General features: G+C 61.0%; 20 protein-coding genes and 2 tRNA genes. 12 read left to right on the plus strand and 10 right to left on the minus strand.

Annotated elements, in window-relative coordinates:
- The first annotated feature begins 431 nt into the window (after nt 1–431).
- The 5 genes from deoD to GJE22_RS09125 all read left to right on the plus strand — a co-directional run bounded on the left by deoD (nt 432) and on the right by GJE22_RS09125 (nt 4,987).
- Complete coding sequence (gene deoD / locus GJE22_RS09105) at nt 432–1,154, plus strand: purine-nucleoside phosphorylase (protein WP_144688795.1); 723 nt, start codon at nt 432–434, stop codon at nt 1,152–1,154.
- Nucleotides 1,155–1,220: 66 nt separating this feature from the next.
- Nucleotides 1,221–1,652, plus strand: coding sequence for a cytidine deaminase (cdd, locus tag GJE22_RS09110; RefSeq protein WP_144688796.1), 432 nt, complete (start codon nt 1,221–1,223; stop codon nt 1,650–1,652).
- A 40-nt stretch (nt 1,653–1,692) separates the two neighbouring features.
- Complete coding sequence (locus GJE22_RS09115) at nt 1,693–3,021, plus strand: pyrimidine-nucleoside phosphorylase (RefSeq protein ID WP_186297453.1); 1,329 nt, start codon at nt 1,693–1,695, stop codon at nt 3,019–3,021.
- 95 nt (nt 3,022–3,116) lie between these two features.
- Nucleotides 3,117–3,788 (plus strand): deoxyribose-phosphate aldolase, encoded by a 672-nt coding sequence (gene deoC / locus GJE22_RS09120; protein WP_144688797.1) that lies wholly within the window; start codon nt 3,117–3,119, stop codon nt 3,786–3,788.
- The gene (locus GJE22_RS09125; RefSeq protein WP_144688798.1) at nt 3,785–4,987 is read left to right on the plus strand and encodes a phosphopentomutase; all 1,203 of its coding nucleotides are present in this window, start codon (nt 3,785–3,787) and stop codon (nt 4,985–4,987) included. Before deoC ends, GJE22_RS09125 begins: the two co-directional genes overlap by 4 nt.
- Nucleotides 4,988–5,140: 153 nt before the next feature.
- Here GJE22_RS09125 and GJE22_RS09130 read toward each other — a convergent pair whose 3' ends face one another.
- The gene (locus GJE22_RS09130; RefSeq protein WP_144688799.1) at nt 5,141–6,100 is read right to left on the minus strand and encodes an undecaprenyl-diphosphate phosphatase; all 960 of its coding nucleotides are present in this window, start codon (nt 6,098–6,100) and stop codon (nt 5,141–5,143) included.
- A 220-nt stretch (nt 6,101–6,320) separates the two neighbouring features.
- Between GJE22_RS09130 and GJE22_RS09135 the strand changes: the two genes are divergently transcribed.
- Nucleotides 6,321–6,761 (plus strand): universal stress protein, encoded by a 441-nt coding sequence (locus GJE22_RS09135; protein ID WP_144688800.1) that lies wholly within the window; start codon nt 6,321–6,323, stop codon nt 6,759–6,761.
- A gap of 607 nt (nt 6,762–7,368) precedes the next feature.
- Here GJE22_RS09135 and GJE22_RS09140 read toward each other — a convergent pair.
- The 4 genes from GJE22_RS09140 to purH form a co-directional block, all read right to left on the minus strand.
- Entirely contained in the window at nt 7,369–8,439 is a 1,071-nt protein-coding gene (locus tag GJE22_RS09140) for a sensor histidine kinase (protein ID WP_144688801.1), read from the minus strand.
- Between the two features lie 9 nt (nt 8,440–8,448).
- Nucleotides 8,449–9,114 carry a response regulator transcription factor gene (locus tag GJE22_RS09145; protein WP_144688802.1) on the minus strand — a complete coding sequence of 222 codons (666 nt, stop codon included), beginning with the start codon at nt 9,112–9,114 and terminating at the stop codon, nt 8,449–8,451.
- Nucleotides 9,115–9,268: 154 nt separating this feature from the next.
- Nucleotides 9,269–10,033: a hypothetical protein gene (locus tag GJE22_RS09150; protein ID WP_186297454.1), complete on the minus strand. Its 765-nt coding sequence runs from the start codon at nt 10,031–10,033 to the stop codon at nt 9,269–9,271.
- 217 nt (nt 10,034–10,250) lie between these two features.
- Complete coding sequence (gene purH / locus GJE22_RS09155) at nt 10,251–11,885, minus strand: bifunctional phosphoribosylaminoimidazolecarboxamide formyltransferase/IMP cyclohydrolase (RefSeq protein ID WP_144688803.1); 1,635 nt, start codon at nt 11,883–11,885, stop codon at nt 10,251–10,253.
- A gap of 235 nt (nt 11,886–12,120) precedes the next feature.
- Between purH and GJE22_RS09160 the strand changes: the two genes are divergently transcribed.
- Nucleotides 12,121–12,771, plus strand: coding sequence for a GNAT family N-acetyltransferase (locus tag GJE22_RS09160; protein WP_144688804.1), 651 nt, complete (start codon nt 12,121–12,123; stop codon nt 12,769–12,771).
- Between the two features lie 208 nt (nt 12,772–12,979).
- Here the strand turns inward: GJE22_RS09160 and GJE22_RS09165 are convergent, their stop codons facing one another.
- Nucleotides 12,980–14,995 carry a DUF2207 domain-containing protein gene (locus GJE22_RS09165; RefSeq protein WP_144688805.1) on the minus strand — a complete coding sequence of 672 codons (2,016 nt, stop codon included), beginning with the start codon at nt 14,993–14,995 and terminating at the stop codon, nt 12,980–12,982.
- A 298-nt stretch (nt 14,996–15,293) separates the two neighbouring features.
- Between GJE22_RS09165 and GJE22_RS09170 the strand changes: the two genes are divergently transcribed.
- The 3 genes from GJE22_RS09170 to GJE22_RS09180 all read left to right on the plus strand — a co-directional run bounded on the left by GJE22_RS09170 (nt 15,294) and on the right by GJE22_RS09180 (nt 17,340).
- Complete coding sequence (locus tag GJE22_RS09170; RefSeq protein ID WP_019128820.1) at nt 15,294–15,812, plus strand: ferritin; 519 nt, start codon at nt 15,294–15,296, stop codon at nt 15,810–15,812.
- Nucleotides 15,813–16,177: 365 nt separating this feature from the next.
- The gene (gene gluQRS, locus GJE22_RS09175; RefSeq protein ID WP_144688806.1) at nt 16,178–17,140 is read left to right on the plus strand and encodes a tRNA glutamyl-Q(34) synthetase GluQRS; all 963 of its coding nucleotides are present in this window, start codon (nt 16,178–16,180) and stop codon (nt 17,138–17,140) included.
- 109 nt (nt 17,141–17,249) lie between these two features.
- A tRNA-Ser gene (locus GJE22_RS09180) sits at nt 17,250–17,340 on the plus strand.
- Between the two features lie 277 nt (nt 17,341–17,617).
- Here the strand turns inward: GJE22_RS09180 and GJE22_RS09185 are convergent.
- The 4 genes from GJE22_RS09185 to murQ form a co-directional block, all read right to left on the minus strand.
- Nucleotides 17,618–20,029 (minus strand): tetratricopeptide repeat protein, encoded by a 2,412-nt coding sequence (locus tag GJE22_RS09185; RefSeq protein ID WP_144688807.1) that lies wholly within the window; start codon nt 20,027–20,029, stop codon nt 17,618–17,620.
- Between the two features lie 189 nt (nt 20,030–20,218).
- Nucleotides 20,219–20,295 (minus strand) — tRNA-Arg (locus GJE22_RS09190).
- Between the two features lie 172 nt (nt 20,296–20,467).
- Nucleotides 20,468–20,818, minus strand: a complete 351-nt coding sequence (locus tag GJE22_RS09195) for a hypothetical protein (protein ID WP_144688808.1) — start codon at nt 20,816–20,818, stop codon at nt 20,468–20,470.
- A 209-nt stretch (nt 20,819–21,027) separates the two neighbouring features.
- On the minus strand, nt 21,028–21,924 hold the full coding sequence (gene murQ, locus GJE22_RS09200) for an N-acetylmuramic acid 6-phosphate etherase (RefSeq protein ID WP_144688809.1): 897 nt from the start codon (nt 21,922–21,924) through the stop codon (nt 21,028–21,030).
- A gap of 242 nt (nt 21,925–22,166) precedes the next feature.
- On the opposite strand from murQ, the gene GJE22_RS09205 reads away from it, so the two are divergent.
- A complete protein-coding gene (locus GJE22_RS09205; protein ID WP_186297455.1) occupies nt 22,167–23,012 on the plus strand; it encodes a MurR/RpiR family transcriptional regulator in 846 nt (281 codons plus the stop codon).
- A gap of 185 nt (nt 23,013–23,197) precedes the next feature.
- Nucleotides 23,198–24,592, plus strand: coding sequence for a PTS transporter subunit EIIC (locus tag GJE22_RS09210; protein ID WP_144688811.1), 1,395 nt, complete (start codon nt 23,198–23,200; stop codon nt 24,590–24,592).
- Nucleotide 24,593 lies beyond the last annotated feature (1 nt).

Here is a 24,593-nt window from a genome sequence, read left to right on the forward strand (position 1 = left end):
TCCGCCGCCTCTGCCAGGCTGAACCCCAGGCGGACGGCCTCCACGGCCTCCGCCCTCACTTCATCTGGGTACACTCGGACTCCAATCCGGACACCTATGGGTGTCCAACTTTTTGTCCGAGCCCCCCGAGCGTCCGAATCTTGCCCGAGAACGCTCGTGATGTCCGAAAACCGCCCGAGAATCCCGCGGCGTCCAGATGTCGCCCAAACCTCCCGCGGCGCCCAGATGTCGCCCGGCAAATGCAGCGCAATTACCACAGTGCTATAGATACTCAGGAGAGCGCCACGATGAGCACGTCAAGAGACGCACGCCTGCCGAACGTGCGCGTGCATGCTTCCACGTTCCGAATAATTTCCTAACTCCGGAATACCCCCTGCGAAGATACACTATCGTTACATAGATACTGCCATTCACGTACGAGGAGGGCCGCTATGCCACTCACCCCAACCCCGCACAACAGCGCCGTCGCGGGCGATATCGCCAAGACCGTACTCATGCCCGGCGACCCGCTGCGCGCAAAGTACATCGCCGATACCTACCTCGACGATGTCCGCTGTGTGAACGAGGTACGCAACATGCTCGCCTTTACGGGCACCTATCAGGGCAATCCCGTTACGGTAATGGGCCACGGCATGGGCATGCCGAGCATTGGCATCTACTCGTACGAGCTCTTCAACTTCTACGATGTCGACACCATTATCCGTGTGGGCTCGGCCGGCGGCTACGCCGACGACCTGCAGCTGCGCGACGTGGTGGCCGCCCAGGGCGCATGCACCAACTCGCGGTACGCGCACCAGTTCAACCTCCCCGGCGACTTCGCGCCCATCGCGAGCTTTGACCTGCTGGAGCGCGCGGTTGCCGCCGCTCGTGCGCAGGGCGTGAACATTCGCGTGGGCAACGTGCTCTCGAGCGACACCTTCTACGAAGAGACCACCGACGCCGCGCTCGCGTGGAAGAAGATGGGCGTACTCGCCGTTGAGATGGAGGCGGCCGCGCTCTACATGAACGCCGCACGCGCGGGCAAGAAGGCGCTGTGCCTGCTCACGATCTCCGACAAGCCGCTCACCGGCGAGGGGCTTCCGGCAGATGAGCGCCAGACGAGCTTCAACCAGATGATGGAAGTCGCCCTGGCCCTCACCACTCCCGAGGCGTAGCGCTTCGCCCTACCCGCCGCGCGGCGCCCCTGAAAGCCCGAGCGGCTTCGCATGAAGGGGACCAGCATGACCGATTCCGAACTTGTTGCAGCAGCGCTCGAAGCCCGGGAACGAGCGTATGCGCCGTATTCGCATTTTACGGTCGGGGCCGCACTGCTCTGCACCGATGGCTCCGTCTACGGCGGATGCAATGTCGAGAACGCCGCCCATGCTCCGGGAACCTGCGCAGAGCGCACGGCGTTCCTCCGGGCGGTGTTCGACGGCCACCGTGACTTTGCAGCTATCGCCATCGTGGGAGGCCCTGCGGGCAAGCCTCCCGCCGCACCCTGCGCGCCATGCGGCGTGTGCCGCCAGGTGATGATGGAGTTCTGCCAGCCGAACGCTTTCCGCATCATCCTCGCCGGCAGCCCCGACCAGCCGAAGTCCTATACGCTGGACGAGCTGCTGCCCCTGGGCTTCGGCCCGGAAAACCTCTCCGGCAACCAGCCCGACTGCTGACCGAAACGCCCAAACCCGCCGCGCGGAGAAGGAGCCTCCCATGCGCATGTACGACATCATCGAGCACAAGCGCGACGGCCGCGCGCTCTCCCCCGAGGAAATCAGCTACTTCGTCCAGGGCTATGTAGCAGGCGAGATTCCCGACTATCAGGCGTCGGCGCTCCTCATGGCCATCTTCCTCCGCGGCATGGACGCGCGCGAGACAGCCGCGCTCACCCTCGCCATGGAGCATTCGGGCGATGTGGTGGACCTGAGCGGGCTCGAGGGCATCAAAGTCGACAAGCATTCCACCGGCGGCGTGGGCGATAAGACCTCGCTCGCCGTCGTGCCCATCGTCGCCTCGCTCGGCGTACCCGTCGCCAAGATGAGCGGGCGCGGGCTCGGCCACACGGGAGGCACCCTCGACAAACTCGAAAGCATCCCCGGCCTCACCACCGGCATCGACCGCGAGCGCTTCTTCCACATCGTGCGCGAGCATGGCGCGGCCATCATCGGACAGACGGGAAACCTCGTTCCGGCCGACAAACTCATCTATGCTCTGCGCGACGTCACGGCCACGGTCGATTCCATCCCGCTCATAGCATCGAGCATCATGAGCAAGAAGCTCGCTGCCGGCTCCGACCGCATCCTACTCGACGTCAAAACCGGATCGGGCGCGTTCATGAAAGACCTCGACGCCGCCATCGACCTCGCCCGTGCCATGGTCTCAATCGGCGAGGAAGCCGGGCGCGAAACGGTGGCGCTCATCACCAACATGAACCGCCCGCTCGGGCACGCCATCGGCAACGCGCTTGAGGTCATCGAGGTCGTCGAGACCCTGCGCGGCCACGGCCCCGAAGACCTCGCCCGCGAATGCTGTGCCTTGGCCGCCGAGATGCTCGTCCTCGGTGAGCGCGCGTCCACGATTGACGAAGGCCGCGCCCTGGCTGAGCAGGCCATCGCCAACGGCTCCGCCTTCCGCAAGCTCTGCGAGATAGTCGCCGCCCAAGGAGGAGACGTCGGCTATCTCGAGGATAGGAGCCGCTTCGGGCGGGACGCCATCGCCCATGAGGTAGCGGCGCCCCGCGACGGCTATCTCGGTGCAATCGACACGACCGCCGTGGGTACGGCGAGCGTTGAGCTTGGCGCCGGGCGCGAGAAAAAAGACGATCCCATCGACCACCTTGCCGGCATCACGCTCCTCAAAAACCGAGGAGATGCTGTGCGAGCGGGCGAAACAGTCGCTGTCCTGCACACCGCAGATGCGGAGCACCTGTCTCGCGCGCTCCCCACGTTCCAGGCAGCTCTCACGTTCCAGGAGAATGAGCCCGAACCCGAACCGCTCCTCTTCGCCCGCGTGACCGCACGAGGCGTCGAGCGCTTCGGCTGATCCGCGCCGCTCGCCGTTACCTCGCGCTACGGCTAGCCCACGCCACTCGCCGCCATCTCGCGCTACCATAGCCTCACCCGAATGAAAGGACCGCAATGCACCTCACCCGCGCTTCGCTCGCCACATACATGGACCACACGCTGCTCAAACCGGAGGCAACGGCAGCCGATATCGACCGCATTGTCGCTGAGGCGCGGCAATACGGCACCGCCTCGGTGTGCGTGAACCCATACTGGGTCACTCGGGTGGCGGCAGGGCTCGCAGGCAGCGGCGTCAAGACCTGCACGGTCATCGGCTTCCCGCTCGGAGCGACCTCCACGGCGTCCAAGGTTGCCGAGACGCGCGACGCCACCGCCCACGGCGCGCAGGAAATCGACATGGTCATCAACATCGGCGAGCTCAAGGCCGGCAATGACGATGCCGTTCGCTCCGACATCTCGGCAGTCGCCAACGCCACGCATGGAGCGGGCGCGCTTCTCAAGGTGATCATCGAGACCTGCCTGCTCTCCGACGAGGAGAAGCGCCGCGCCTGCGAACTCTCCGTTGCCGGCGGTGCCGACTTCGTGAAAACCTCGACCGGCTTCTCCACGGGTGGGGCCACCACAGCCGACATCACCCTCATGCGAGAAACCGTTGGCCCAGAGCTGGGCGTCAAGGCCTCCGGCGGCATCCGCACGCTCGAGGCAGCAGAAGCTATGATCGAGGCCGGCGCAACCCGTTTGGGCGTCTCGGCCGCCGTCTCCATCCTCGAGGAGGTCAACGAATGAGATACCAGCGCATCCTCGTCATCGTCATCGATTCTATCGGCGTTGGGTTCGCCCCCGACGCTGACCGTTATAAGAGCGCTGGCGCCGACACCCTCGGGCATATGGCCGAATACTTCGAGCGAGAGCTGGGCCGCCCGCTCAACATCCCCACCATGGCGCAGCTCGGCGTGGCATATACGCACCCCGGCGGCCTTGCCGGCGTGCCTGCACCCCAGGCCCCGCGTGGCGCGCACGGCCGCATGCAGGTCATAAGCCTGGGCAACGATTCGCTCGACGGCCACTGGGAGATGATGTGCCTGCCCACTCGCTTCCATGTGGATTACTTCCCCGAAGGATTCCCCGAAGAGCTCCTCGACAAGCTCCGCGCCTTCTCCGGCCGCGGCATTCTCTGCAATAAACCGTACTCAGGCACGCAGGTCATCTATGATTACGGCGAGGAGCAGTTGCGAACGGGCGACCTCATCGTCTATACCTCGGGCGATTCCGTGCTGCAGATTGCGGCGCATGAGGACGTTATCCCGCTCGATGAGCTGTACCGCATCTGCGAGTACGCCCGCACGCTCATCAATGGGCCCAAGATCACCATGGGGCGCGTAATCGCTCGGCCATACGTGGGAACCTGCAAGGAAGATTTCCAGCGCACGGCGAACCGTCACGATTACGGGCTTATGCCCACGGGCCCCACGGCGCTTACCATGCTTCAAGATGCCGGTTACGACGTCATCTCGGTTGGCAAGACATGGGATCTGTTCTGCGGCCAGGGGTTCGACCGAACCTACCACAACGAGAGCAACATGGATGGCATGGACCACGTGGACGAGGTCATGAGCCAGGACTGGCGAGGGCTGTGCTTCACCAACCTCGTGGACTTCGACGCCGTCTATGGCCATCGTCGCAACGCCCGAGGCGACGGGGAGGCGCTCGAAGCGTTCGACGAACGGCTTGCGCGCGTGATGGACGCCATGCGCCCGAACGACCTGCTCATGGTTACCGCAGATCACGGCAACGACCCCACATACACCGGCACCGACCACACCCGTGAGCTCGTACCGCTGCTCGCATGGTCGCCCTCCATGGCGGCACATGGCACCGACCTGGGACTCCGCTCCACGTGTTCGGATCTGGGGGCTACGGTTCTCGACAACTTCGGTGTCACAGGCAACGGCGAAGGAGAGAGCTTCCTTAATCTCGTGAGCTAGCAAGTAGTGAAAGCAATGATAAAACAGACCAGGTAGCTTTTATCATTTTCATAGCACACGGCCGGGCCGGGACGCTCTCAGCACGTCCCGGCCCGGCCGCTATCGAAACGAAATGACAAATGACAAAACAGACCGGGTAGTTTTTATCACACGTTACACGAGGCCGAACATCGGGCCAATAACGAAAAAGTACGCAAGCACGAGCGCGCCCAGCACGATGCGGTAGATGCCGAAGGCGGTAAAGGTGTGGCGCCGCACGAATCCCATGAGCCACTTGATGGCAACGAGCGAAACCAGGAACGCTACGACGCAGCCAACGACCATGATGGAGATCTCGTTCACCCCGAACGTGCCCCCATCGAGAAACACGTACTTGCCGAGGCGCAGGGCGCTTGCGCCGAACATGACCGGAATGGCCAGGAAGAACGTGAACTCCGCGGCAACAGAGCGCGTCGTACCCAGCAGCAAGCCGCCAATAATGGTCGATCCGGAGCGCGAGGTTCCCGGGATGAGCGAAAGCACCTGGAACACGCCGATGCCCAACGCGGTAGACCATGGCAGATCCTCGAGCCTCGTGATGGAGCCGAAGTCGCCGCCTTCCGTGGGCTCAGTATCTTCGGCCGGACGAGCGAAGTGAGCCCCTGCCGGGCGGCTACCCGGGCGCACGCCCTCAGCCGCCACGCGAACCTCGAGCTTATGAGCGCGCCACCGTTCGATCACGATGAACGCAACGCCGTAGACGATGAGAGCCGCGGCCACCACCGGAGCGTTGTAGAAATGCTCCTCCATGAAGTCGTCGAACAGGATGCCAATCACCGCTGCAGGAATGCACGCAACGATGATCTTCCCCCACAGCGTCCAGGTGGCGCGACGACCCTCCGGGCCTTTGCTCGGGCTAAACGGATTGAGCTGGTGGAAGAAGTACACGCACACCGCCAGGATGGCGCCCAGCTGGATAACGACCTGGAACATGCTCCAGAACTCTTTTGTCACGTTCAGGCTGATGAATTCATCAACGAGAATCATGTGACCCGTCGAAGAGATGGGCAACCACTCGGTGATGCCCTCGACCAGACCGAGAAACGCCGATTTGAGCAGCTCGATGATATCCAACGTATCCCCTTACCGTTCGCGAGCGCGTCAAGGTAGGCGCGCCGTAAAAGTGCATATGACTTCATGCCATTATCGGGCCGCTCGAGCGACGCAGGCGAAAAAAGCGCCGACGTTCACAGAATAATAAGAAGCCGTGCGCATGGGGCAGGGTATAACGGAAATCGAAGCAGCGCGCTCAGACCGAGCCGCTGCGCCGTGCTCGGCAAAAAGGAGGCACACGATGGTAGAAGAAGGCTATGGCAAGGTTTTCGTCGCACTCGACGGTACCGACCAGCAGGATTTTGTGCTCGCGCGCGCCATCAAGGTAGCCGCGAATAATGGAGCGAAACTCTACATCGGGCATGTTATCGACTCGACAGCGCTCGAGTCTGCCGGTGCTTACCCCGTCGACCTGATCAACGGGCTCGAGTCTGCCTTCAGGGACTCCATCGCCGTTGCGGTCGAGGAGGCCAAGGCCAACCCGGATATCCCCAGCGTCGAGATCATGGTGCGCTCCGGCCGCATCCGCGAGACGCTCAAGGATGAGATGCTCGATGTGGTAAAGCCCGACCTCGTCATGTGCGGGGCCCGCGGGCTTTCCTCCATCAAGTACGCCCTCCTTGGGTCGATCTCGACGTTCCTGCTCAGGAGCTCTGACTGCGACATCCTCGTCGTGAAGTAGCGCTGCCCCTCATAGGCGGCGAGGCGCTTGCTTCGCACTCAAACACCCCCGAAAGGCCCGGCTTTGCTGGGCCTTTCTTCGTAAAGCGAACAGGGGGGGGCATACGCTCTGTTGCCACCCCGCCGCCTTTGCAGCCGTTTGCTTGCACGGGCATTGCCTTCTCGGGCGGCATCCGGACGCCTGAGGGGTTCTCGGGCGGCATCCGAACGCCCCGGGCATTCTCGGGCGACAATCGGACGCCCCACGGATTGTCGGGCAAGATCGGTACGCTCCGAGGCCCAAAACTGGCGAGAAGTCGCCCGAAAACCCCTCAGGTGTCCAAATGCTGCCTGAAAACGCATCGGATGTCCGAATGTCGCCCGGCAACCACCCAGCGTCCACGCATTGCCCGGCAACGCCATCGGCACCGGAGCAGAGCTATCTCAAGAGGGAACGTGGCACAAATGTTCATGCCAGTTTTGGGAGCTTCTTTTTGGCGCATCGGCAAACACCCAGGCATCAACGCAGCAAAACCCCAGGATTGCACGAGGGCATCATGCGCTTACCGCCGCCAGATCAAAAAGATATTCCCACTACTGGAACGAACGCATCTCAGGCGTCGGGGGCGCTAGAGGGCTGCCCCTCCCCGATCGACATATTGGAACTTATTCGTAGAAAACGAGAACGTGATCGCGAAGCCCTCGCCCTCCACCGAATCGGCCAAGATCCCAACGCCCATCTTGTCGCACAACCGTTTAACCAGGTAAAGACCGATTCCCGTTGAGCGCTTGCCGCTGCGGCCATTCTCACCGGTAAAGCCCTTGTCAAAAACGCGGGGAAGATCCGCCGCACTCACCCCGCAACCGTTATCGCGCACGGTAAGCTCAACGCGCTCGCTCGCGTTCCCTCGGTCGCGCAGCACGCCGCTAAACTCAAGGCGTGGGTTGTCCCGCCGAGCATATTTGGCTGCGTTCTGAATCACCTGCCCGAAGATAAACTCAATCCACTTCTCATCGGTGAACACCTCGAAGTCGAGATCGTGCATCACCGGTGCCATATGCACGCCGATGAGCGTCGCCGCATTCGCCTTTACCGACGCGGCAACCAAGTCCCCCAGCCGATACTTTCGAATCAAGTAGTCGCGGTCAACGGTTTCGGAGCGAGCGTAGAAAAGCGCCTGCTCGATAAAGCCCTCAACGCGGCACAGCTCGTCGTCGAGCGCACGCAGCTTATCGACCGATTCGACGTGGTCCGCCTCGGCTCGCAGATTGTCGAGCATGAGGTGCGCAGCCGCGAGGGGAGATTTCGCCTCATGGACCCAGGTTTCGATATATTCCTGATACTCCGATGCCTGCCTGCGGTAAGCGTTCACCCCGTCGTTTGCAGCCTTCGAGATGGCGCTCAGGGCATCGTACGTGATGGCACCCTCCAGGTAATCGGGGCGCTCGACCACCTCGGACAGCCAGAGCGGCCGCTGTGCATCGTCGGCACACGAAGCAAGGTCATCGTAGAACGGACGCTTGCGCACCCAATCTGCGGCGAGCGCGAGCGCCAAGCCCAGGCACGAGATGATGGAAACGAGCACGATGACCGCAAGCCCCGCGCCCGAAACAGCGAGGATGAATGCCGAGAGCGCGACCGCCGCAACGACAAGCGCGATGGTGGGCAGGCAGGAGCGGAGATAACCGAGCAGCTTCATAGCATCCGCCTACACCGAGTATCCGCGGCCGCGATGCGTGGCCAGATAATCTTTGACGCCGATCTTCGCGAGCGTCGCCCGTAGGCGGTTGATATTGACCGTAAGCGTGTTGTCGTCGATGAACGCGTCCGAATCCCACAGGTCACGCATGATGTCCTCGCGCGAGACGATGGTGCCCGCCCGTTGCATGAGCAGCGCGAGGATGCGCATCTCGTTCTTGGTGAGTTCGACCGTACCGCCCACCGCCGTTGCCGTGGAACGAGAGAGGTCGAGCGCAACGCCATGGTGCTCGAGGATGCTGCGATCGGCCGCGCCCGTTGTACGCCGCAGCAGTGCCTGGATACGCGCCACGAGCACGCGGGAGCTGTAGGGCTTGGGGATGAAGTCGTCTGCGCCCATGGTCATGCTCATGACCTCGTCGATCTCGGTTACGCGCGAGGTAAGCACGATGATGGGGACCTCCGAAACGGCGCGGAGCTCGCGGCAGATGAACTGGCCGTCGGTGCCGGGCAACGTCAAATCGAGCAGCACGAGATCCGGGCCAGCAGCTTGAATGTCCTCAACAACGTTTTCGAAGGTTTCGCAAAATGCCGCTTCGAAGCCGTTGCGCTCGAGAACCTGCACGAGCTCTCCGCGAATGGACGCATCGTCTTCGACCACATAGATAAGGGGCATGGGGCACACCTTTCTGTAAGCGCCTTCGCCCCGGCAGGATGCGGGAGCGGCTTTGTCCCATTATGCCCCAAGCGCGAACCCCAGGCACGGGCTCGCACCTCGAAAGGCCGAATTGCGCCCGCCCGCCTTTAGTGCGCTCACGAGCATGGCAGCCTTAGCGAGCCCTGTCGCGCAGGGTCTCGAAAGCGTCGCCGAAAAACGCTATATATGCCGTATCGCTGGAAGCGTCGCCGCGCGAATCCATATCTTCGGAAGCATCAGTGTCCACTGGCCGGCAGCTTGGGACCTCGGTCACCGACACCCCTTCCTGCGCACTGCATGCATCGGATGCCCCGCGAGAAGCCGAGGGCAGCGAACCCACTACACCGTGCTCATCGGAAACAAGGAAAGGCACACCCGCGCACCCAGATGCCACGCGGCCAAGGTCGGGCTCGTAGGCAACGGCCAGGCCCTTGGTTTCGGCGAGTTGGCGCACAAAGGTCATGGCCCCACATAGATGCTCCCCGGCGGGAGCCCCTATGGTGAGCGTTCCGGCGCGCATCGCGCAGAGCACCTCGGGAGCGACGCCGGTTTCGGCCGCCTCGTCGCGAGCCTCCCTAGCGCGCGCCGCAAGAGCGACAGCCGATGTATCTGCCAGTGGCTCATACGCGCCCGAGCTCATGGCCGCCTGGCCCTCAACGTCTACGACAAGCATGAGCACGCCGTCGGCAGCAACCGTCACGTCTTCGGCGAGCGACCACTCAATATGCTGCTTGACCCATCCGAGCATGTTTGTCGTGAGCGGCTTTCCCGCCACGCTTCGTTGAGAAAGCGCGCGCATATGCCGGTTGAGCAGGGGCACGTGCCGCCCCGCCAATCGCCAACGGCACACAAGCGCTGGCTCTGCAAGGTGGAACTCCTGCGTTGCGGTATCGCTCATACATCCTCGCATCGTTTCGTCATACACAATGAGACAAAGAAACCTGGCACAACTGTCTCATATATCGCCGAATGGCACAAAGGAAAGGGCAAGGGGCCCAGCATCTTTATCCCAAAGCCAGCGGGAATGAAGAAACCTGGCGCCCTTGCCCCAAATCACCTCAGCGAGTAACTCCGAGGTTCAAATATCGGATTGGGAACAACCCCAATCCGACATGTTAATGACGGAAGTGACGAGTGCCGGTGAAGATCATCGCGATGTCGTGATCGTCGCAGGCCTTAATGGACTCGTCGTCGCGCACCGAACCGCCCGGCTGGATGATCGCGGTGACGCCATGCTCCGCCAGCACGTCAACGTTGTCGCGAAACGGGAAGAAGGCGTCGCTCGCGGCAACGAAGCCCGTAGGCTCAACACCCATGCGCTCGCAGGCGTCCTCGGCGCGCTCGCAGGCGAGGAGCGCCGAATCCACGCGGTTGGGCTGGCCCGGCCCCATGCCGATGCCCGCCTGGTCCTTTGCCACAAGGATGGCGTTGGACTTCACGGTCTTCACCACGTTCCAGGCAAAGAGCAGGTCGCGCATCTCCTGATCGGTCGGCTTACGCGAGGTGGGACAGGTGAACTCGGACGGATCCTCATCGACCGTGTCCACGCACTGCACCAGCATACCGCCGTCGACGGAGCGCAGCTCGAGCTTGGCGTGGCCCTCGGCGCCGCCGGTGGCGAGCACGCGCAGGTTCTGGCGGCGGCTCAGGCGCTCAAGCGCCTCGGGGGTATAGCTCGGCGCGATGAGTACCTCGACGAACTGCTTGTTCACGTCGGCGAAATGCTCGACGAGCGAAAGCGGCACCTCGCGGTTCACAGCGATAATGCCACCGAAGGCACTCTTGGGGTCGCACGCAAACGCGCGATCGTATGCGGTCGTCACGTCATCGGCAACAGCGGAGCCGCAGGGGTTCTGATGCTTCAAGATCACCACAGCGGGCTCATCGAACTCGCGCACCGCGTTCCATGCCGCATCGGCGTCGAGGAAGTTGTTGTACGAGAGCTCCTTGCCTTGGATCTGCTCAGCGCCCACCAGCGGATTGGGCGAGCTGCCGAGCTGCTCGAAATCGCTCCCGAAGCGGAAGACCGCTGCCGTCTGGTGCGGGTTCTCGCCATAGCGCAGATCCTGCACCTTGGTGAGCTGCATGCCGAACACGCTCGGGATATCGAACGGATCATCCGGGTCGATGGCCTCGTCCTGCAGCTCAAGATAGGTGTTGAGCCACATGGAGATGGCGGTATCGTACGCAGCCGTACGCGTGTAAACCTTCGCTGCAAGGCGACGGCGCGTGTTCTTGGTGGTCGCGCCACCATGGACGTGCATCTCCTCGAGGATGGCATCATAATCTGCCGGATCGCACACCACGGTCACGGAATCGTTGTTCTTCGCGGCCGAGCGAAGCATGCTGGGGCCGCCGATATCGATATGCTCGATGGCATCTTCGAAGGTCACATCGGGCTGGGCGACGGTCTTCTCGAACTCGTACAGGTTCACGCAGACGAGGTCGATCATCTTGATGCCGTGCTCTTCCGCCTCGGCCATATGCTTCTTGGAATCGCGACGCGCGAGCAGACCGCCGTGAACCTTGGGGTGCAGCGTCTTGACGCGCCCGTCCATCATCTCGGGGAACCCGGTGAACTCCTCGATTGGCGTAACGGAGATGCCCGCCTCCTCGAGAACCTTTGCCGTGCCTCCCGTCGAGATAACCTCGACGCCGAAGTTCTCGACGAGCGCATGCGCGAACTCGACGATGCCCGTTTTATCGGTCACCGAAATGAGCGCACGCTCGATCCTGCCTTCTGAACCCATTAGCCCTCCTTGCCGCAGCGCCGATTGCCCAGGCAACCATGCAACAGTAGATATCCCAATAATGTAGCGCAACGAGCGGACGTTAGCGTACTCATATGGCGTTGTTCTGAAGAAAAAGCCGGGTAACCGGGAAGCGAAACTACCTCTGTCGGCAGGGTATGTATCAACATGCTGCGCCCTGACCCAGTATCCACTTCGCAACCGCAGGTCAGGGCAGGTAAAGAAGGAGCCACCTGTGGTTTCACACGTTCAATACCGGTCATTCATGGATGAGGATTTTGAAGATATCGCCGAGATGCTCCGCCGCGTCTGGCACGACCGTTCCCGCAACGAGCTCTATAACACCCTCGAAGCGCGCTGCGATTTAGCCCACTGTCTCTCCATTTCGACGTTTTCGCTGGTAGCGGTGGTAAACGACGAAGCCATGGGTATCGTGCTTGCCCGGGATCCCCATGGTAGCCAGGCCCGCTATAGCGCCATCGACGCCAGCGCATGGGAACGGCTTGAGAACGACCTGCACCACGACATGGCACGAATCGATCCTGTGGCCATCCGTGAATTTGATGCCGCGATCAAAGCCGAGCAACGTGCGAACGAAAAGCTGGCCGCCGCTTGCTCCGTTGAGCAAGCGGGGCAGATCACGCTCCTTGCCGTGAGCCACCGGGCCCGCGGCTTAGGGATAGGCAGCGCGCTGCTCGATGCGGCATGCTCCTTCTGCCAAGATGCCGGTGCCGAACAGGCATACCTCTTCACCGATACCGATTGCTCTTGGCAATTCTATGAGCGCCACGGCCTCAAGCGAGCCGCCGCGCACCAACCAGAACAAAGCGAACGAGCACTGCTTCCCAGCGAGATGTATCTCTATACCGCAGACCTTGCCCATTAACCAAGCGCAACAGACAGAGGGCGGAACAGGCAAGCGCGCTACGGAGCACCAAGACCTCACGAGATATCGCCGCCTCGCAAGACACCAACACTTCGCGAAACGCCGCTGCCGCCGCAAGGTACCGCTCTCGCAGGGTGCCGTCCCAGCAAAGCGCCGTTCTCCGCCGAGCGCCGGCACCCTGCAGAGCACCGCCAGCCGCGTGACGCCGCTAGAACGAGCCGCCTCCGCCGCCGCCAACGCCGCCTCCGCCGCCGCCCGAAAATCCTCCGCCAAATCCCGATCCAGAACTATTCGCGCTGCTTGCAAGCGCCGCCGGGCTAATGGCGCTATTCGTATCTGCACGGTCAAGAGGGCTCGTATGGTGCCGCCCGTGCGGGATGTACCACCAATACATGGGGTAATATCCGCCGGCAACCACCGCTTCGGAGGGGATGAGCCGAGCAAGGTCCCTCACGAGCTCGGAGTCGAGCCCAAGCGCGACGGCATAGACCAAGATGTCGCCCCACTGCGCCGGATCGGAAGGGGCGGCGCAATCGCGCGCCTCATACTCTTTGAGCCACCGCACGAAAGCGTCGCAGCGAGCCCGGAGCTCAGCGCCCTCGGGCGTCAACCGTTTAAGCGTGCACCCCAACACCATGCCGATAAGGGTGAGCACCACCGAGATGGCCATAGGAATCCACAACTCGCCAACGACGCCAACAACAAGAACGCCCACCAGAATCGCTCCGCCGGCAACCAGCGAGACCACCGATCCGGTCTTGCCGGTCGATGCGATGAGCGCGCGCTCGCTGAGCGCGGCATCCACCTCACCAGTGAAATCGTCCACGAGCTCTCGATAGCGCTCAGGATTATCGCCCGCGTAGTCGGACATCGAATCGAAGCTCACCGCGGGCCGGTTGGAACGGAAGAAGAGCCGCAACGCCGCGCCATCGATACTCGCCTCCTCACGGCGAGCGGGATCGAGAAGCCTGAGGCCATATGCCCGCGAAGGGGGCCGATCGCCATTCTCGGGTTCATCTTCCGCGATAGGACCGTCTTCGGCAGCAGGCGGTTGAGAACCGGGGCCGTCGATACCTACCGCACCCTCAGCGGTTAGCTTGATAAGCGTCGAAGCGAAGGCCCGTTCGTTCACGGTCCCTCCCTGATCGAACGCGGCGATGACCGCAGGATGATCATGGCTCGGAAGCTCGTCGAGGTATGTATCGCCGAAATGGGGCGTGGGCGAGCGATGGGTCGCCTTGACGACCGCGAGCACCAGTGCGAAGGCGCCCGATACGACCACCATCACGATGCTTTGCACCATGCGCTCGAACCGTTGCTGCTCACGACGCTCATTGGCCTCCCGTGCCCATGTCTCCTCCTCGGAAACGATGGTCGAAAGCCGCTCTTCGCTGGACCCTGTTCCACTCGCCACCAATTCGGGCACCCACGCGAGGGGGAACGCGATCCGCGCCTCGGCATAGGTGCCACTCGACACGACCGGAACACTGTAGCGAACCTCGGGCACCGTTGCGTCGGGTTCGACGGTGCCGTCGAGCGGGCCATGCCCCCACGCGCGGAAGTTTTCTCCACGAACCGCCCGCTCCGCATCCTGCGAGCCGTTAGGGAAGGAAATGACGAGCATCACGTCCTGCGAGTTCTCCTCCCAATCGGGGCCGATAAACTGCCAGTACAGCTCTGCGGTATCGGCCCATGCCATCACTGCCCCTTGGAGCGTATAGCTCACCGTGACCTGCTGCACGCCATCTTCGCTATGGGGCTCGTAGACCATGAGCTGGACCGTGCCATCGCTGCGCTCGACCGTATACACCCCGCTATCGCCGAGCGAGGCGGAGGAGACTTGGCTAAAGGACGTCCCCCGTGCATCGCCCTCTGCGCCAACGCGAACATCCGTCACGGTAATGCGCGAAAGACCGCCCTGCTCGTTATACGATTCCGGAATATTCCAGTAGACGCCGTTGCCGTCGTCGCTAAACTCGAATACTCGCGTCTCGGTCACGTACACATCGCCTGAGGCCTGCACGTCGGCAGAAATGCGCACGTGAGGATAGCTGTCCGCAAAAGCCAGCGCTGGGAGCGCCAAGATGATCGCACAGACAATTGCACATGCCGTCATGGCAAGCGCTACCGCCTTGTGACCCTGCCCGGCTCCGTGCCGGTGCCCCCGACCGGCCCCGTATCTCACGATAGCTTCGCGCTTCACCATGATGTTGATAGGTTCCATGGCACCGCCCCACACGTGTCCTACAGTTGGGCAAAGTATAGCAAGGCAACCGGACAGAAACGTCCCGTCTGCGGCGAGCGGACATGCGCCGGTGAGTTGGCGTGTGCCAACAGGAAACAGGTGCGTGCTGGCTACGGAGCGCTGCCGTGCAGGTCAAGGCGACCACAAAGCTCCCCGGGGGCCAAGATGTGTTGGAGTTGAGGGGGACCGCGGCACGCGTATGGATTCGACCGTTTGGGTATATCTTACGCGACAGCATACGTACCCCTCCCCACAGGGCGAGCAGAAAGAGGCAGCCATGGCCATGAACGAGAGCGTCTCGTCGGTCCTCAACGAGCAGATCAACAAGGAGCTTTACTCCGCTTACCTGTACCTGACCTTCGCCGATTATTACGAGGACCGCGGCCTCAAGGGCTTTGCCAACTGGTATGAAATCCAGGCGAAGGAAGAGATGGATCATGCCATGGCCATCCGCCGGTACCTGCTCGACAACGACTTCACGCCCACCATGGAGGCCATCGCCAAGCCGGACAAGACGTTCCAGAACGATCTAGAGCCGCTTGAAGCGGGCCTGGAGCACGAGGAGTACGTGACGAGCCTCATCCATCACTGCTATGAGGTGGCTCATGAGGTCCACGATGTGCGCACGATGAAGTTCCTCGATTGGTTCGTATCCGAGCAGGGCGAAGAGGAGACCAACGCGCGCGACATGATCACGAACATGAAGCTCTTCGGCAGCGATCCCAAGGGCCTCTACGACCTCGATCGCGAGTACCAGGCACGCGTCTACACGCAGCTTACGGCGCTGCCGCTGTAGCGCACCCGGTTGCGCCCTTGCCCCGAACGCAACTCGAGGGGCAGGTCGTGCGAACCTGAACGAGCAGGAGCAGCTCGTTACCGCCAGCAGGCGCACACTCCGCGTGAGATGCCATCGTCTGGTAGCTTTCATTGCCCCCCTTTTCCGAAGGGCCCCGCATCGCAAGGTGTGGGGCCCTTGTGGTTGCAGTAACATCGACGCCTCGTGATTACGGAGAACACCAAATGCCGAGGGCATTGCGACATGGAGCGTCACAGCCCCCTTGTGGATGCGGAACTTCACGGGTCTTGCGTGCGCATCTGCACCCTTATGGCTTTGGAACGTCGCCTGCCCGCCCCCGACCGCAGTCGCGTATACTCGTGCGCATGGATATCGAACATGGACAAAGCAAACTCGTCGGACGCTTCGCCCCGACCCCGTCGGGACGCATGCACCTCGGCAATATATATGCCTCGCTGCTCGCCTGGCTTTCCATCAGGAGCGCAAACGGAACGCTTCTCCTGCGCATCGAAGACCTAGACGAACGCACCCGCAGCGGCCCTTGGACGAGCCTACTGCTCGACGATTTGCGCTGGCTGGGGCTCTATTGGGAAGGCGAACCCGTCTTTCAGCACGATCGAGAAGAGCTATATCGCAACGCGGTGGAGCGCCTTACAGCAGCCGGCCTCACCTACCCGTGCTTCTGCACCAGAGCCGAGCTCCACGCCGCAAGCGCACCCCACGCGAGCGATGGAACCCCGGTATATGCGGGAACGTGCAGGAATCTCACCCCTGCGGAAGTTGCCGCCCGAAGCGCCGTAAGGCCGCCCGCAACGCGCCTTCGAGTTCCTGCGTGCGAATCACCCGAAGGGACCATCTCGTTTGCCGACCGCGTCTTCGGACGGCAACGGCAGATCCTCGCCCTGGATTGCGGAGATTTCCTCATTCGGCGCAGCGACGGGGTCTTCGCCTATCAGCTTGCCGTTGTGGTTGACGATGCAGCGATGAAAGTGAACGAGATCGTTCGCGGGTGCGACCTGCTAAGCTCCACGCCGCGGCAAATCTACCTTCAGCGTCTGCTCGGATACGATGAACCGAGGTATGGCCATATTCCCCTTCTGCTTGCGTCAGACGGAAGGCGTCTCGCCAAGCGCGACCACGATCTCGATATGGGAGAGCTTCGCCAGCGCTTCGGTACAGCCGAGCATCTTCTGGGATGGGTCGCCCATCTGGCCGGAATCACCCCCGATGACAAGCCGCGTAGCGCCGAAGAGTTGGTCGCCTTCTTCTCATGGGATAAGCTACGGGAACACCATGAGAATATCGTGATCAGGCGCGCAAGCCTCTAGACCGCCACGCAGCACCCCTGCGCATTCCGTTTCTTGCGCAATTCTCAAGAGGCTGAAGTTCATCCTTGTCTTCAGGCCTGAAGATACGCTAGTATAGTTAGCTGCTAACGGAGAGCTGACCGAGAGGCCGAAGGTGCTCGCCTGCTAAGCGAGTATTCCCCACAAGGGAATCTGGGGTTCGAATCCCCAGCTCTCCGCCAGCCGAATCGCAGAGCCCGTGTCCCTAGGGATACGGGCTTTTTGCTGCCGAATGCGGGGATTCGAACCCCGAGAGGGCGCGGAGCTGAGGAAACGCGGGGCGTTTTCCAGCGGAGCGCGCAAGGTGCCGCAGGCGCCGCAGCGGCGGGCGGCGCGAAGCGCCGCCTCGAATCCCCAGCTCTCCGCCAGTCAAACAAGACAAGCCCGGTTTCCTTTGGGAGCCGGGCTTCTTGCTATCGAGCGCGTTGGGCGGGGGGCGCTTGGATATGGCTAAACTCGCTACGGCAGTAGCGACCGATGCACAGCACTGAGCTCGTCGCGCGCCGTGATGCGCCACATATGGTAGACGCAGCGACTAGCAAGGTAGTGAAAACCGTTATCTGTAAGAAGCACCGTCGCATCGGCAACCTGGCTTGCCGTCTCGGGGCTCGGAGGCACGGGAACACCCATCTGCTCGGCCCGAGCTGCTGCCTCGCGCAACGTCGGACGCTCCGAGCGGCCCATTTCCGCCAACAGCTGCGAAAGCTCTTCATCGGCCATGGGGGTGATGTGTTCATCGCGCGGCACCAACCGATAGCACGCCATTGCCGTCTCACGATCCCCCAGCACCCAATAGGCAAAAGCCACACGATAAAAGAGGTACGCAATGGAGCTTCGATCATAGGCAACGCGCAAGCCATTCTTGGCCACGTCGATAACCTCTTGGAAGCGCTCAAGCCGTGCAAGCACGTTCACCAGCATTGAATATGATTGCATCGAGGTCGTCGCCAGGTCGAGAAGCTTTCTAGCCTCGGGCAGCGCGCGCTCGAACGCCCCTGCGCCCATATACAGGTCGCAAAGTTCATACCGAGCGAAGAACAGGGCATCGGGGGCACGGTTGATGCGCACGGAGCGGTCTTCTTCGAGCACGGGCAGAAGGATGCGCCCGAGATGGTTCTCGCAGAACCGTGTGATGATTGGCCGGTCGCTCATGAACTCCACAGCGGCACACCGCGCCTCGAGCTCTTCGATGAGCTCCGTATAACCCCGCTCCGCGCGAGCAGGGTCAGACGGCGCAGATGCTCGCAGCTCGTTACATCGAGCCATATATGGATCATCCGGCACCTCCATGACCTCGAGCTCGTCAATCGAATCGGCGAGCAGCAAATCCTGTAGGGCACGGGGCAACGGACGCGTGTCCTCACGTGGAGCCGCCTGCAGAGAAGCCGGGATATCCCGCTGCATGCGTTCGGGAGTAACCGAACGAGACAACCGCTCCGTTGCCGTTTCGCATGAAAGCGGGGCACCGTCGAGCTCACTTGCAAGCGGCATAAGGTGCGTTGTGAACTCCGTACGGTCGAACGCAACGGAAAGCGAGGCGTCGCGCATGGCGTCCCACTTCTCTACCACGAACCGCCTCATGCTCAAGCTCGACGAAAATGCTGCAGCAGCTAGCACCAGCGCCATTCGATTGGCGTACTCGGTGGCATATCGAGCCCGTTCATCGTTGTCGATGGACACCCAAGCACCCTCGAGCACATCGAATCGTGATGCCGGCATACTCGAAGCTTGAGGCACACCGAACCGAACGCGGAGCTCCCGGGCAGCACTATCGAAGCGGTAATCGTACTCAAGGCGCACAATGAGCCCCAAGCGCTCGCATGAAGAGGCGAAGCGCGTCCGCACGTCCCATTCCCCTCCAGGCCGCGCGGCGATATGCCCCGGCTGAATCCATGCATTTGCAGAAATCGCATCATCCATCAGCCGCTTGACCCACGATGTAATACCGGAGAACGCCGCCTGGTCGTAAGCGGAGCAAGCTTCTTCCGAGGGTGATGCGCTCGCTGCGCAATGCGCAAACCCCAGCATCCCCAGCACGCGATGCAGGCGGTTGATAGCCGCCTCAACCGCATAGATGGCATCTGCTTCCCCCGCAGAAAAGGCCGTATGATCGAAGTTGATGTAATAGGCGTCCATGCGCTCGATATACGCGAGCGCAATCGAACTCCGCTGCATAAGCGTCCGGAGGAAATCGACATCAATCTCGCCGAAAACGCGGCGCGCAAAGCGCTCGATGCCCGAGGACCGATCATGTTCGCCTATCTGATACACCACGGCGTCGATGGCATCTGGAAGGGGTAGCCGGGAAAAGGCCCCCATGATGTCAACGGGCTCGTCGAGCGGATATGCCCTCATGTCGATAGAGATGGAAGGGCCTTTTCCTACATTCCGCCGCTCAGAATCAAACACGCAATACCGTAGGTACATCGATGCCATAAACGGACGATACGTTAGGCTGCGTGACGTGTTCCATGTCTCGGAGTCACTCACCTCGCGCATGGTCCCTTTAAACGAACCGCGATACTTGCTCAAGGGTTGTAGCGAAGCCCCTTCCCCGCGTATGAGCACCGTTCCAGAATACCCACGCTCATCGGGTGTAACGGCGAAATCCGGGCACGCTGCAGGCGCAAGCGTGATGGGCTGATCCACAGGAAACACCGCGCCCTGGTCATCGATGTAGGCAAGGAACGAGATGCTCCGCGCGTTGTTGAACTTCACGACATAACACGATCCGTGCGCCGGCATGGGAAAGGAGCTCCACACAACCCCGTACGTCGTACCCTCTTCCTGCCCAGGAAGCGAAGGCAGATGCTGACGCTGTGCCAAGACAGAAAGCTTGTAAACCTGTGTCTCCGATGCTTGTTCTGCCATGGCAACCTCCTCGCCTCACGGCCACCAAGGCACGCGGGCACGGATGCCTCCCAAGATGGCTTGTCATCTTTCATTGTGAGCACATGGAACACGAAGCGATGCGACGTTTTCGTATCAGGTCGGTTTAAGCCGCCGAACGTATGCGCTAACAGAAAAAGGGCGCTCCGAGGAGCGCCCTTCAATCTCAACTGGTGCGGCGTATAGGATTCGAACCTATGACGTTCTGATTCGTAGTCAGACCCTCTATCCAGCTGAGGTAACGCCGCAACGCGCTAACTATAATGGCATTCTCCCCCGGGTGCGTCAAGAGATTTTTTTAAAAAAGTTATCTCCTGCATGATGTTGCATTGTCAAAGTACGAAACTCGCTGGTAGATTACGCGGGACCCGCGATAATGATTAGAATCGGCGCATATTCGGCACGCGCCCATCCCCTTTTCTATCGAACGATGGGGTGCTCAGATACCTCATACGCCACCCCTAAGCGCCGCATGAGGGCACGGATGCGTATAGATGCGTCGTATCCGCTGTATGCCGCCGCAAGCAAGTTGCTAAGTTGCTGCACGTCCTCTGCATGGAGATACTCCAGCATGGGCGCGATGGCCCGCGGCGAAACGGTCACCTCCACTTTATGCGGAGACTCCTCGAAGCACCACGCCGTAAGCTCGCCCTCGCTCATCTGGTGAATTACCAGCCCGCCCTCCTTCGTCGCCCTGCAGGAGATGCGCAGCGCCTCTTCATCTTCTTCGCTTTCGAACAGCAGAACCTCATCGTTGCCCTCGTGCCTCATAGCGTCCATCTCCTTTCTCCAGCTCCCTTCCCTGGTTCCATTTTAATGATTAATTAGAACATTTGTTCGTGGAACTTTTGTTCGTATATTTGGGAGATGTCCGCACGATGTGCTATAGGAAAAACGGGCCTCCGGCAAACCTCGAGCAGCCGAAGGATCGTGCCGTCTCTTACTAGGCATACCCTGCTAGGAAAAACTCTTCGAATGAGCTACCTATCTATTGCCTTTCGTACGTGGCCTCCTGCCACAGCCAACTGTTCACGTGCCTGAACGGCGCTAAGCCCGCAGAGCACCATGACGATGGCGGTCTTCACCTCGCCGCCCGCTTCGTCGAGCGCATCCCAGGCCACCTGATCCGTACAGCCGGTTGCGCTCACAACGATTCCCTTGGCGCGCTCGCGCAGCTTCTCGTTGGTCTGCTGGACATCGACCATCAGATTCTGGTAGGCCTTGCCCGAGCGCACCATGCATCCGGTCGATATCATGTTAAGGATGAGCTTTTGTGCTGTACCTGCCTTGAGCCTCGTTGACCCGGTAAGCACCTCGGGACCCACCACCGCCTCGATAGCGAGGTTGGCATGTGCCCCCACCTGCGACGAAGCATTACACGCGATTCCGATCGTACGGCACCCTACCGAGCGCGCGTAGTCAATCGCGCCGATTACATACGGCGTGCGGCCGCTAGCGGCAAGGCCGACGACCAAATCTCGCGGGTCAAGGTCAATGGCTCGCAAGTCCTCAACGCCCAAATCCGCATCGTCCTCGGCCCCTTCGACGGCGGAAACGAATGCTCCGCTGCCGCCTGCCATGATTCCCACAACGGTAGAGGACGAGACGCCAAACGTAGGCGGGCACTCAACCGCATCGAGCACGCCCAATCGGCCACTGGTTCCAGCGCCCATATATATGATTCGCCCGCCCTGGGCCAAACTCTCTTGCGCCCAGTCGATAGCCTGTGCCACCAAGGGCAAAACCATCCCCACTGCCTCAACGGCATGGGCATCCTCCCGGTTCATGGCTTGTGCAATCTGAAGCGAGCTCATCTCGTCCAGATTCATGGTGTTCGGGTTACGCGACTCGGTGGTAAGCGTGGAGAGATCGACCATGATGTTTCCTCTCGATGAGAAATGTGGCAGAGAACGTGCGACCATCATGCCATGTTCTTCCAAATTGCAATTAGATTTCATTCTCTGATTTCTATAAACGGTATGCTCCCCTCCGCCTACGGGGGTATGCGATGCGCACGTCGCCAGCACACAGGCAAGCCCTTCCCCCGAGATATGCCAGCGAAGATGTTATGATTGCTGCGAAGAAACAAAAGGAAACCAGTTCAAACAATGGTGCTTGTATGGAATGTTTCGAAACGATCCAGGTAAATATGCCCACGTATTCGCGATCGCAGCGCACGATCGCCCAGTACATCATCGACCATCCTTCGCGCGCGCTCTCGCTCAGCATCCACGATATGGCCGCCGAAATCGGCACGTCTGCCTCGTCCATCACGCGCTTCTGCCGCAAACTTGGCTATGATTCCCTTCGTGACATGCGCGTGAGTCTGGCGGCCTCGTCGGACCACCGGGCTGCCGAAGATTTCCAAGAAGCCATGAGCATCGTCGGGTCGCCCGAGCGTCTTGCCTCCGATTACCTGCAGCACATTACCGACGTTTGCAGCAAGACCCTCGAGGTCAACAGCATGGAAACCCTACAGGAAGCAGCGAGGCTCATTGCTCAAGCCGAATCGGTCTACCTCTTCGGCATCGGCGCCTCGGCGCTTGCCGTAAGCAACCTTCTGGGAAAACTGGTAAAGCTCAAGGTTCGCTGCATCTACAGCGCCGATTCCGATATGAACGTCCAGATGGCGGACTCGGCCGGCGCGAACGATGTAGCCATCGCCTTCTCGTACTCAGGCTTCACCACCGACGTGGTCAAGGGCGCGCGCAACGCCCACGACAATGGATGCCCGCTGATTACGGTCACCCATCAGGGCGACTCTCCCCTGCAGTCCATCTCCGACTACGCGCTCCTTTGCCCTGCTGTCGAGCAGCTCACGCGCGTAACTACGCTTTTCTCGAATTACGCCCAGGCCATCATCGTCGACATCCTCTTCCTGCTCGTGGCGCGCCAACTCGATATCAACCCGCGCGAGCTGTTGCAGGAATACCGTTCCATCATGCAGAGCCCCGATGCCCTGTAGGGACGCAATAGCGGCACACAGCAACGCCTCTCAACGACTGCTTCAACCGTTCACAAGGAAAAATGATGCCGTTCGCCGCCTGCTAGGAAATTTCGTACTTGTGTACCAAAAATGAAATTATATTTTAGATAAGAGTTTCAGTACCGGTATTACTCTGCACACGGCTCCCGATAAAGGAGGGTTTCATGAGTCAGCCGATTGCGTCGAAGCTCCTTGAGCTTCTGGGTGGAGCAGGCAACATCGCCGAGCTAGAAAACTGCATGACGCGCGTACGTGTCCAGGTAAAGCAAGAAGATCTGGTAAATGTCGAGGAAATCAAGAAGCTGTCTGAAGTCCTTACCGTCATGAAAGACGATACGGGATTCCAAATCGTTGTGGGCCCGGGCGCCGCAAGCCGCATTTGCGACCAGATGAAGGAGCTCGGCATCGAGGTGATGGAACAGCAGACTGAGGACCATGCTGTTATCCACAAGCATGATGCTAAGGGACTCTTCGCGTACATCTCGAAGGTATTCCTACCGCTGATTCCGGTCTTTGCCGGCGCCGGTCTGCTCTTCGGCCTCAAGCAGATTTTTGTAGGCGCCTACGACGTTGCGGGCATCGAGTTCTTCAACCCGGCTAACGTTGCCGACGGCGGATCGGTGTTCATGGGCGCGCTCAACGTACTCGCCGGTACGTTCTTCACCTATCTGAACATCGCCGTGGCTATGTCTGCTTGTAAGAATCTTGGCGGCAACCCGTATCTTGGCCTTGTGGGCGGCGGCATCGTCATCAGCGTTGGCGCGCTCGAGGGCGCCGCGACCGGCATCCCGGGCGTTGTCTTCCAGAGTGGCCGCGGTGGCGTCATGGCAGCTTTCGCTGCTGGCGCACTCATGGCGATCGTGGAGAAGTGGGTTAAGAAGCGCACGCCCGATTCGCTGGCAATCCATGTGCCGAGCCTTGTGTCGATCATCGTCGTTGGCCTGCTTACCCTCTTTGTGCTGCAGCCCGTCTTCGGATTCGTCCTGGATCTCATCACCGGCAGCCTCATGTGGCTCTTTGAAAATGCCGGCCCGCTCGGCGGCGCAGCCCTCTCGTTCTCGTGGCTCTTCCTGGTCATGCTGGGCATCCACCATGGCTTTACGCCCATCAACACCGCCCTCATCCAGAGCGTTGGCTACACCCCGCTGTATCCCTTTGGATCCCTTGCGGGCGGCGGCCAGGTAGGCGCTTCGCTCGCCCTCATGGTCAAGTATCGCAGCAATAAGAACCTCGTCAGCGCCATTAAGGGCGGATTGCCCGCAGGCATCCTGGGCATCGGCGAACCACTTATCTACGGCGTCTCGCTCCCCTTGGGCCGTATCTTCCCCCTCGCCTGCCTGGGCGGTGCAGTCGGCGGCGCGGTCATGGGCTTCTTCACCCAAGGCTCGGTAGCCGTGAACGTCTCCGGTATCCTCGGCGTGCTCGTGAACATCAGCCCGCTTGTATACTTCGCAGGCTATGCAATCTCAGTTGTCGCAGGCTTTGCCCTCGTCTACTTCGTGGGCGCCAAGCAGAGCGCGCTCGATGCCTTCGAGGGGCATGACCTCGATTCGCACTAAC

The sequence above is a fragment of the Enorma shizhengliae genome (assembly GCF_009676995.1).
GTDB lineage: Bacteria > Actinomycetota > Coriobacteriia > Coriobacteriales > Coriobacteriaceae > Enorma > Enorma massiliensis.

Coding starts and splice junctions, on each gene's coding strand:
- gluQRS (WP_144688806.1), top strand. CDS start 16,178: ATGGATATCGAACATGGACAAAGCAAACTCGTCGGACGCTTCGCCCCG.
- GJE22_RS09170 (WP_019128820.1), top strand. CDS start 15,294: ATGGCCATGAACGAGAGCGTCTCGTCGGTCCTCAACGAGCAGATCAAC.
- GJE22_RS09210 (WP_144688811.1), top strand. CDS start 23,198: ATGAGTCAGCCGATTGCGTCGAAGCTCCTTGAGCTTCTGGGTGGAGCA.
- GJE22_RS09125 (WP_144688798.1), top strand. CDS start 3,785: ATGAGATACCAGCGCATCCTCGTCATCGTCATCGATTCTATCGGCGTT.
- deoD (WP_144688795.1), top strand. CDS start 432: ATGCCACTCACCCCAACCCCGCACAACAGCGCCGTCGCGGGCGATATC.
- GJE22_RS09195 (WP_144688808.1), bottom strand. CDS start 20,818: ATGAGGCACGAGGGCAACGATGAGGTTCTGCTGTTCGAAAGCGAAGAA.
- GJE22_RS09135 (WP_144688800.1), top strand. CDS start 6,321: ATGGTAGAAGAAGGCTATGGCAAGGTTTTCGTCGCACTCGACGGTACC.
- deoC (WP_144688797.1), top strand. CDS start 3,117: ATGCACCTCACCCGCGCTTCGCTCGCCACATACATGGACCACACGCTG.
- purH (WP_144688803.1), bottom strand. CDS start 11,885: ATGGGTTCAGAAGGCAGGATCGAGCGTGCGCTCATTTCGGTGACCGAT.
- cdd (WP_144688796.1), top strand. CDS start 1,221: ATGACCGATTCCGAACTTGTTGCAGCAGCGCTCGAAGCCCGGGAACGA.
- murQ (WP_144688809.1), bottom strand. CDS start 21,924: ATGGTCGATCTCTCCACGCTTACCACCGAGTCGCGTAACCCGAACACC.
- GJE22_RS09140 (WP_144688801.1), bottom strand. CDS start 8,439: ATGAAGCTGCTCGGTTATCTCCGCTCCTGCCTGCCCACCATCGCGCTT.
- GJE22_RS09150 (WP_186297454.1), bottom strand. CDS start 10,033: ATGAGCGATACCGCAACGCAGGAGTTCCACCTTGCAGAGCCAGCGCTT.
- GJE22_RS09185 (WP_144688807.1), bottom strand. CDS start 20,029: ATGGCAGAACAAGCATCGGAGACACAGGTTTACAAGCTTTCTGTCTTG.
- GJE22_RS09145 (WP_144688802.1), bottom strand. CDS start 9,114: ATGCCCCTTATCTATGTGGTCGAAGACGATGCGTCCATTCGCGGAGAG.
- GJE22_RS09115 (WP_186297453.1), top strand. CDS start 1,693: ATGCGCATGTACGACATCATCGAGCACAAGCGCGACGGCCGCGCGCTC.
- GJE22_RS09165 (WP_144688805.1), bottom strand. CDS start 14,995: ATGGAACCTATCAACATCATGGTGAAGCGCGAAGCTATCGTGAGATAC.
- GJE22_RS09205 (WP_186297455.1), top strand. CDS start 22,167: ATGGAATGTTTCGAAACGATCCAGGTAAATATGCCCACGTATTCGCGA.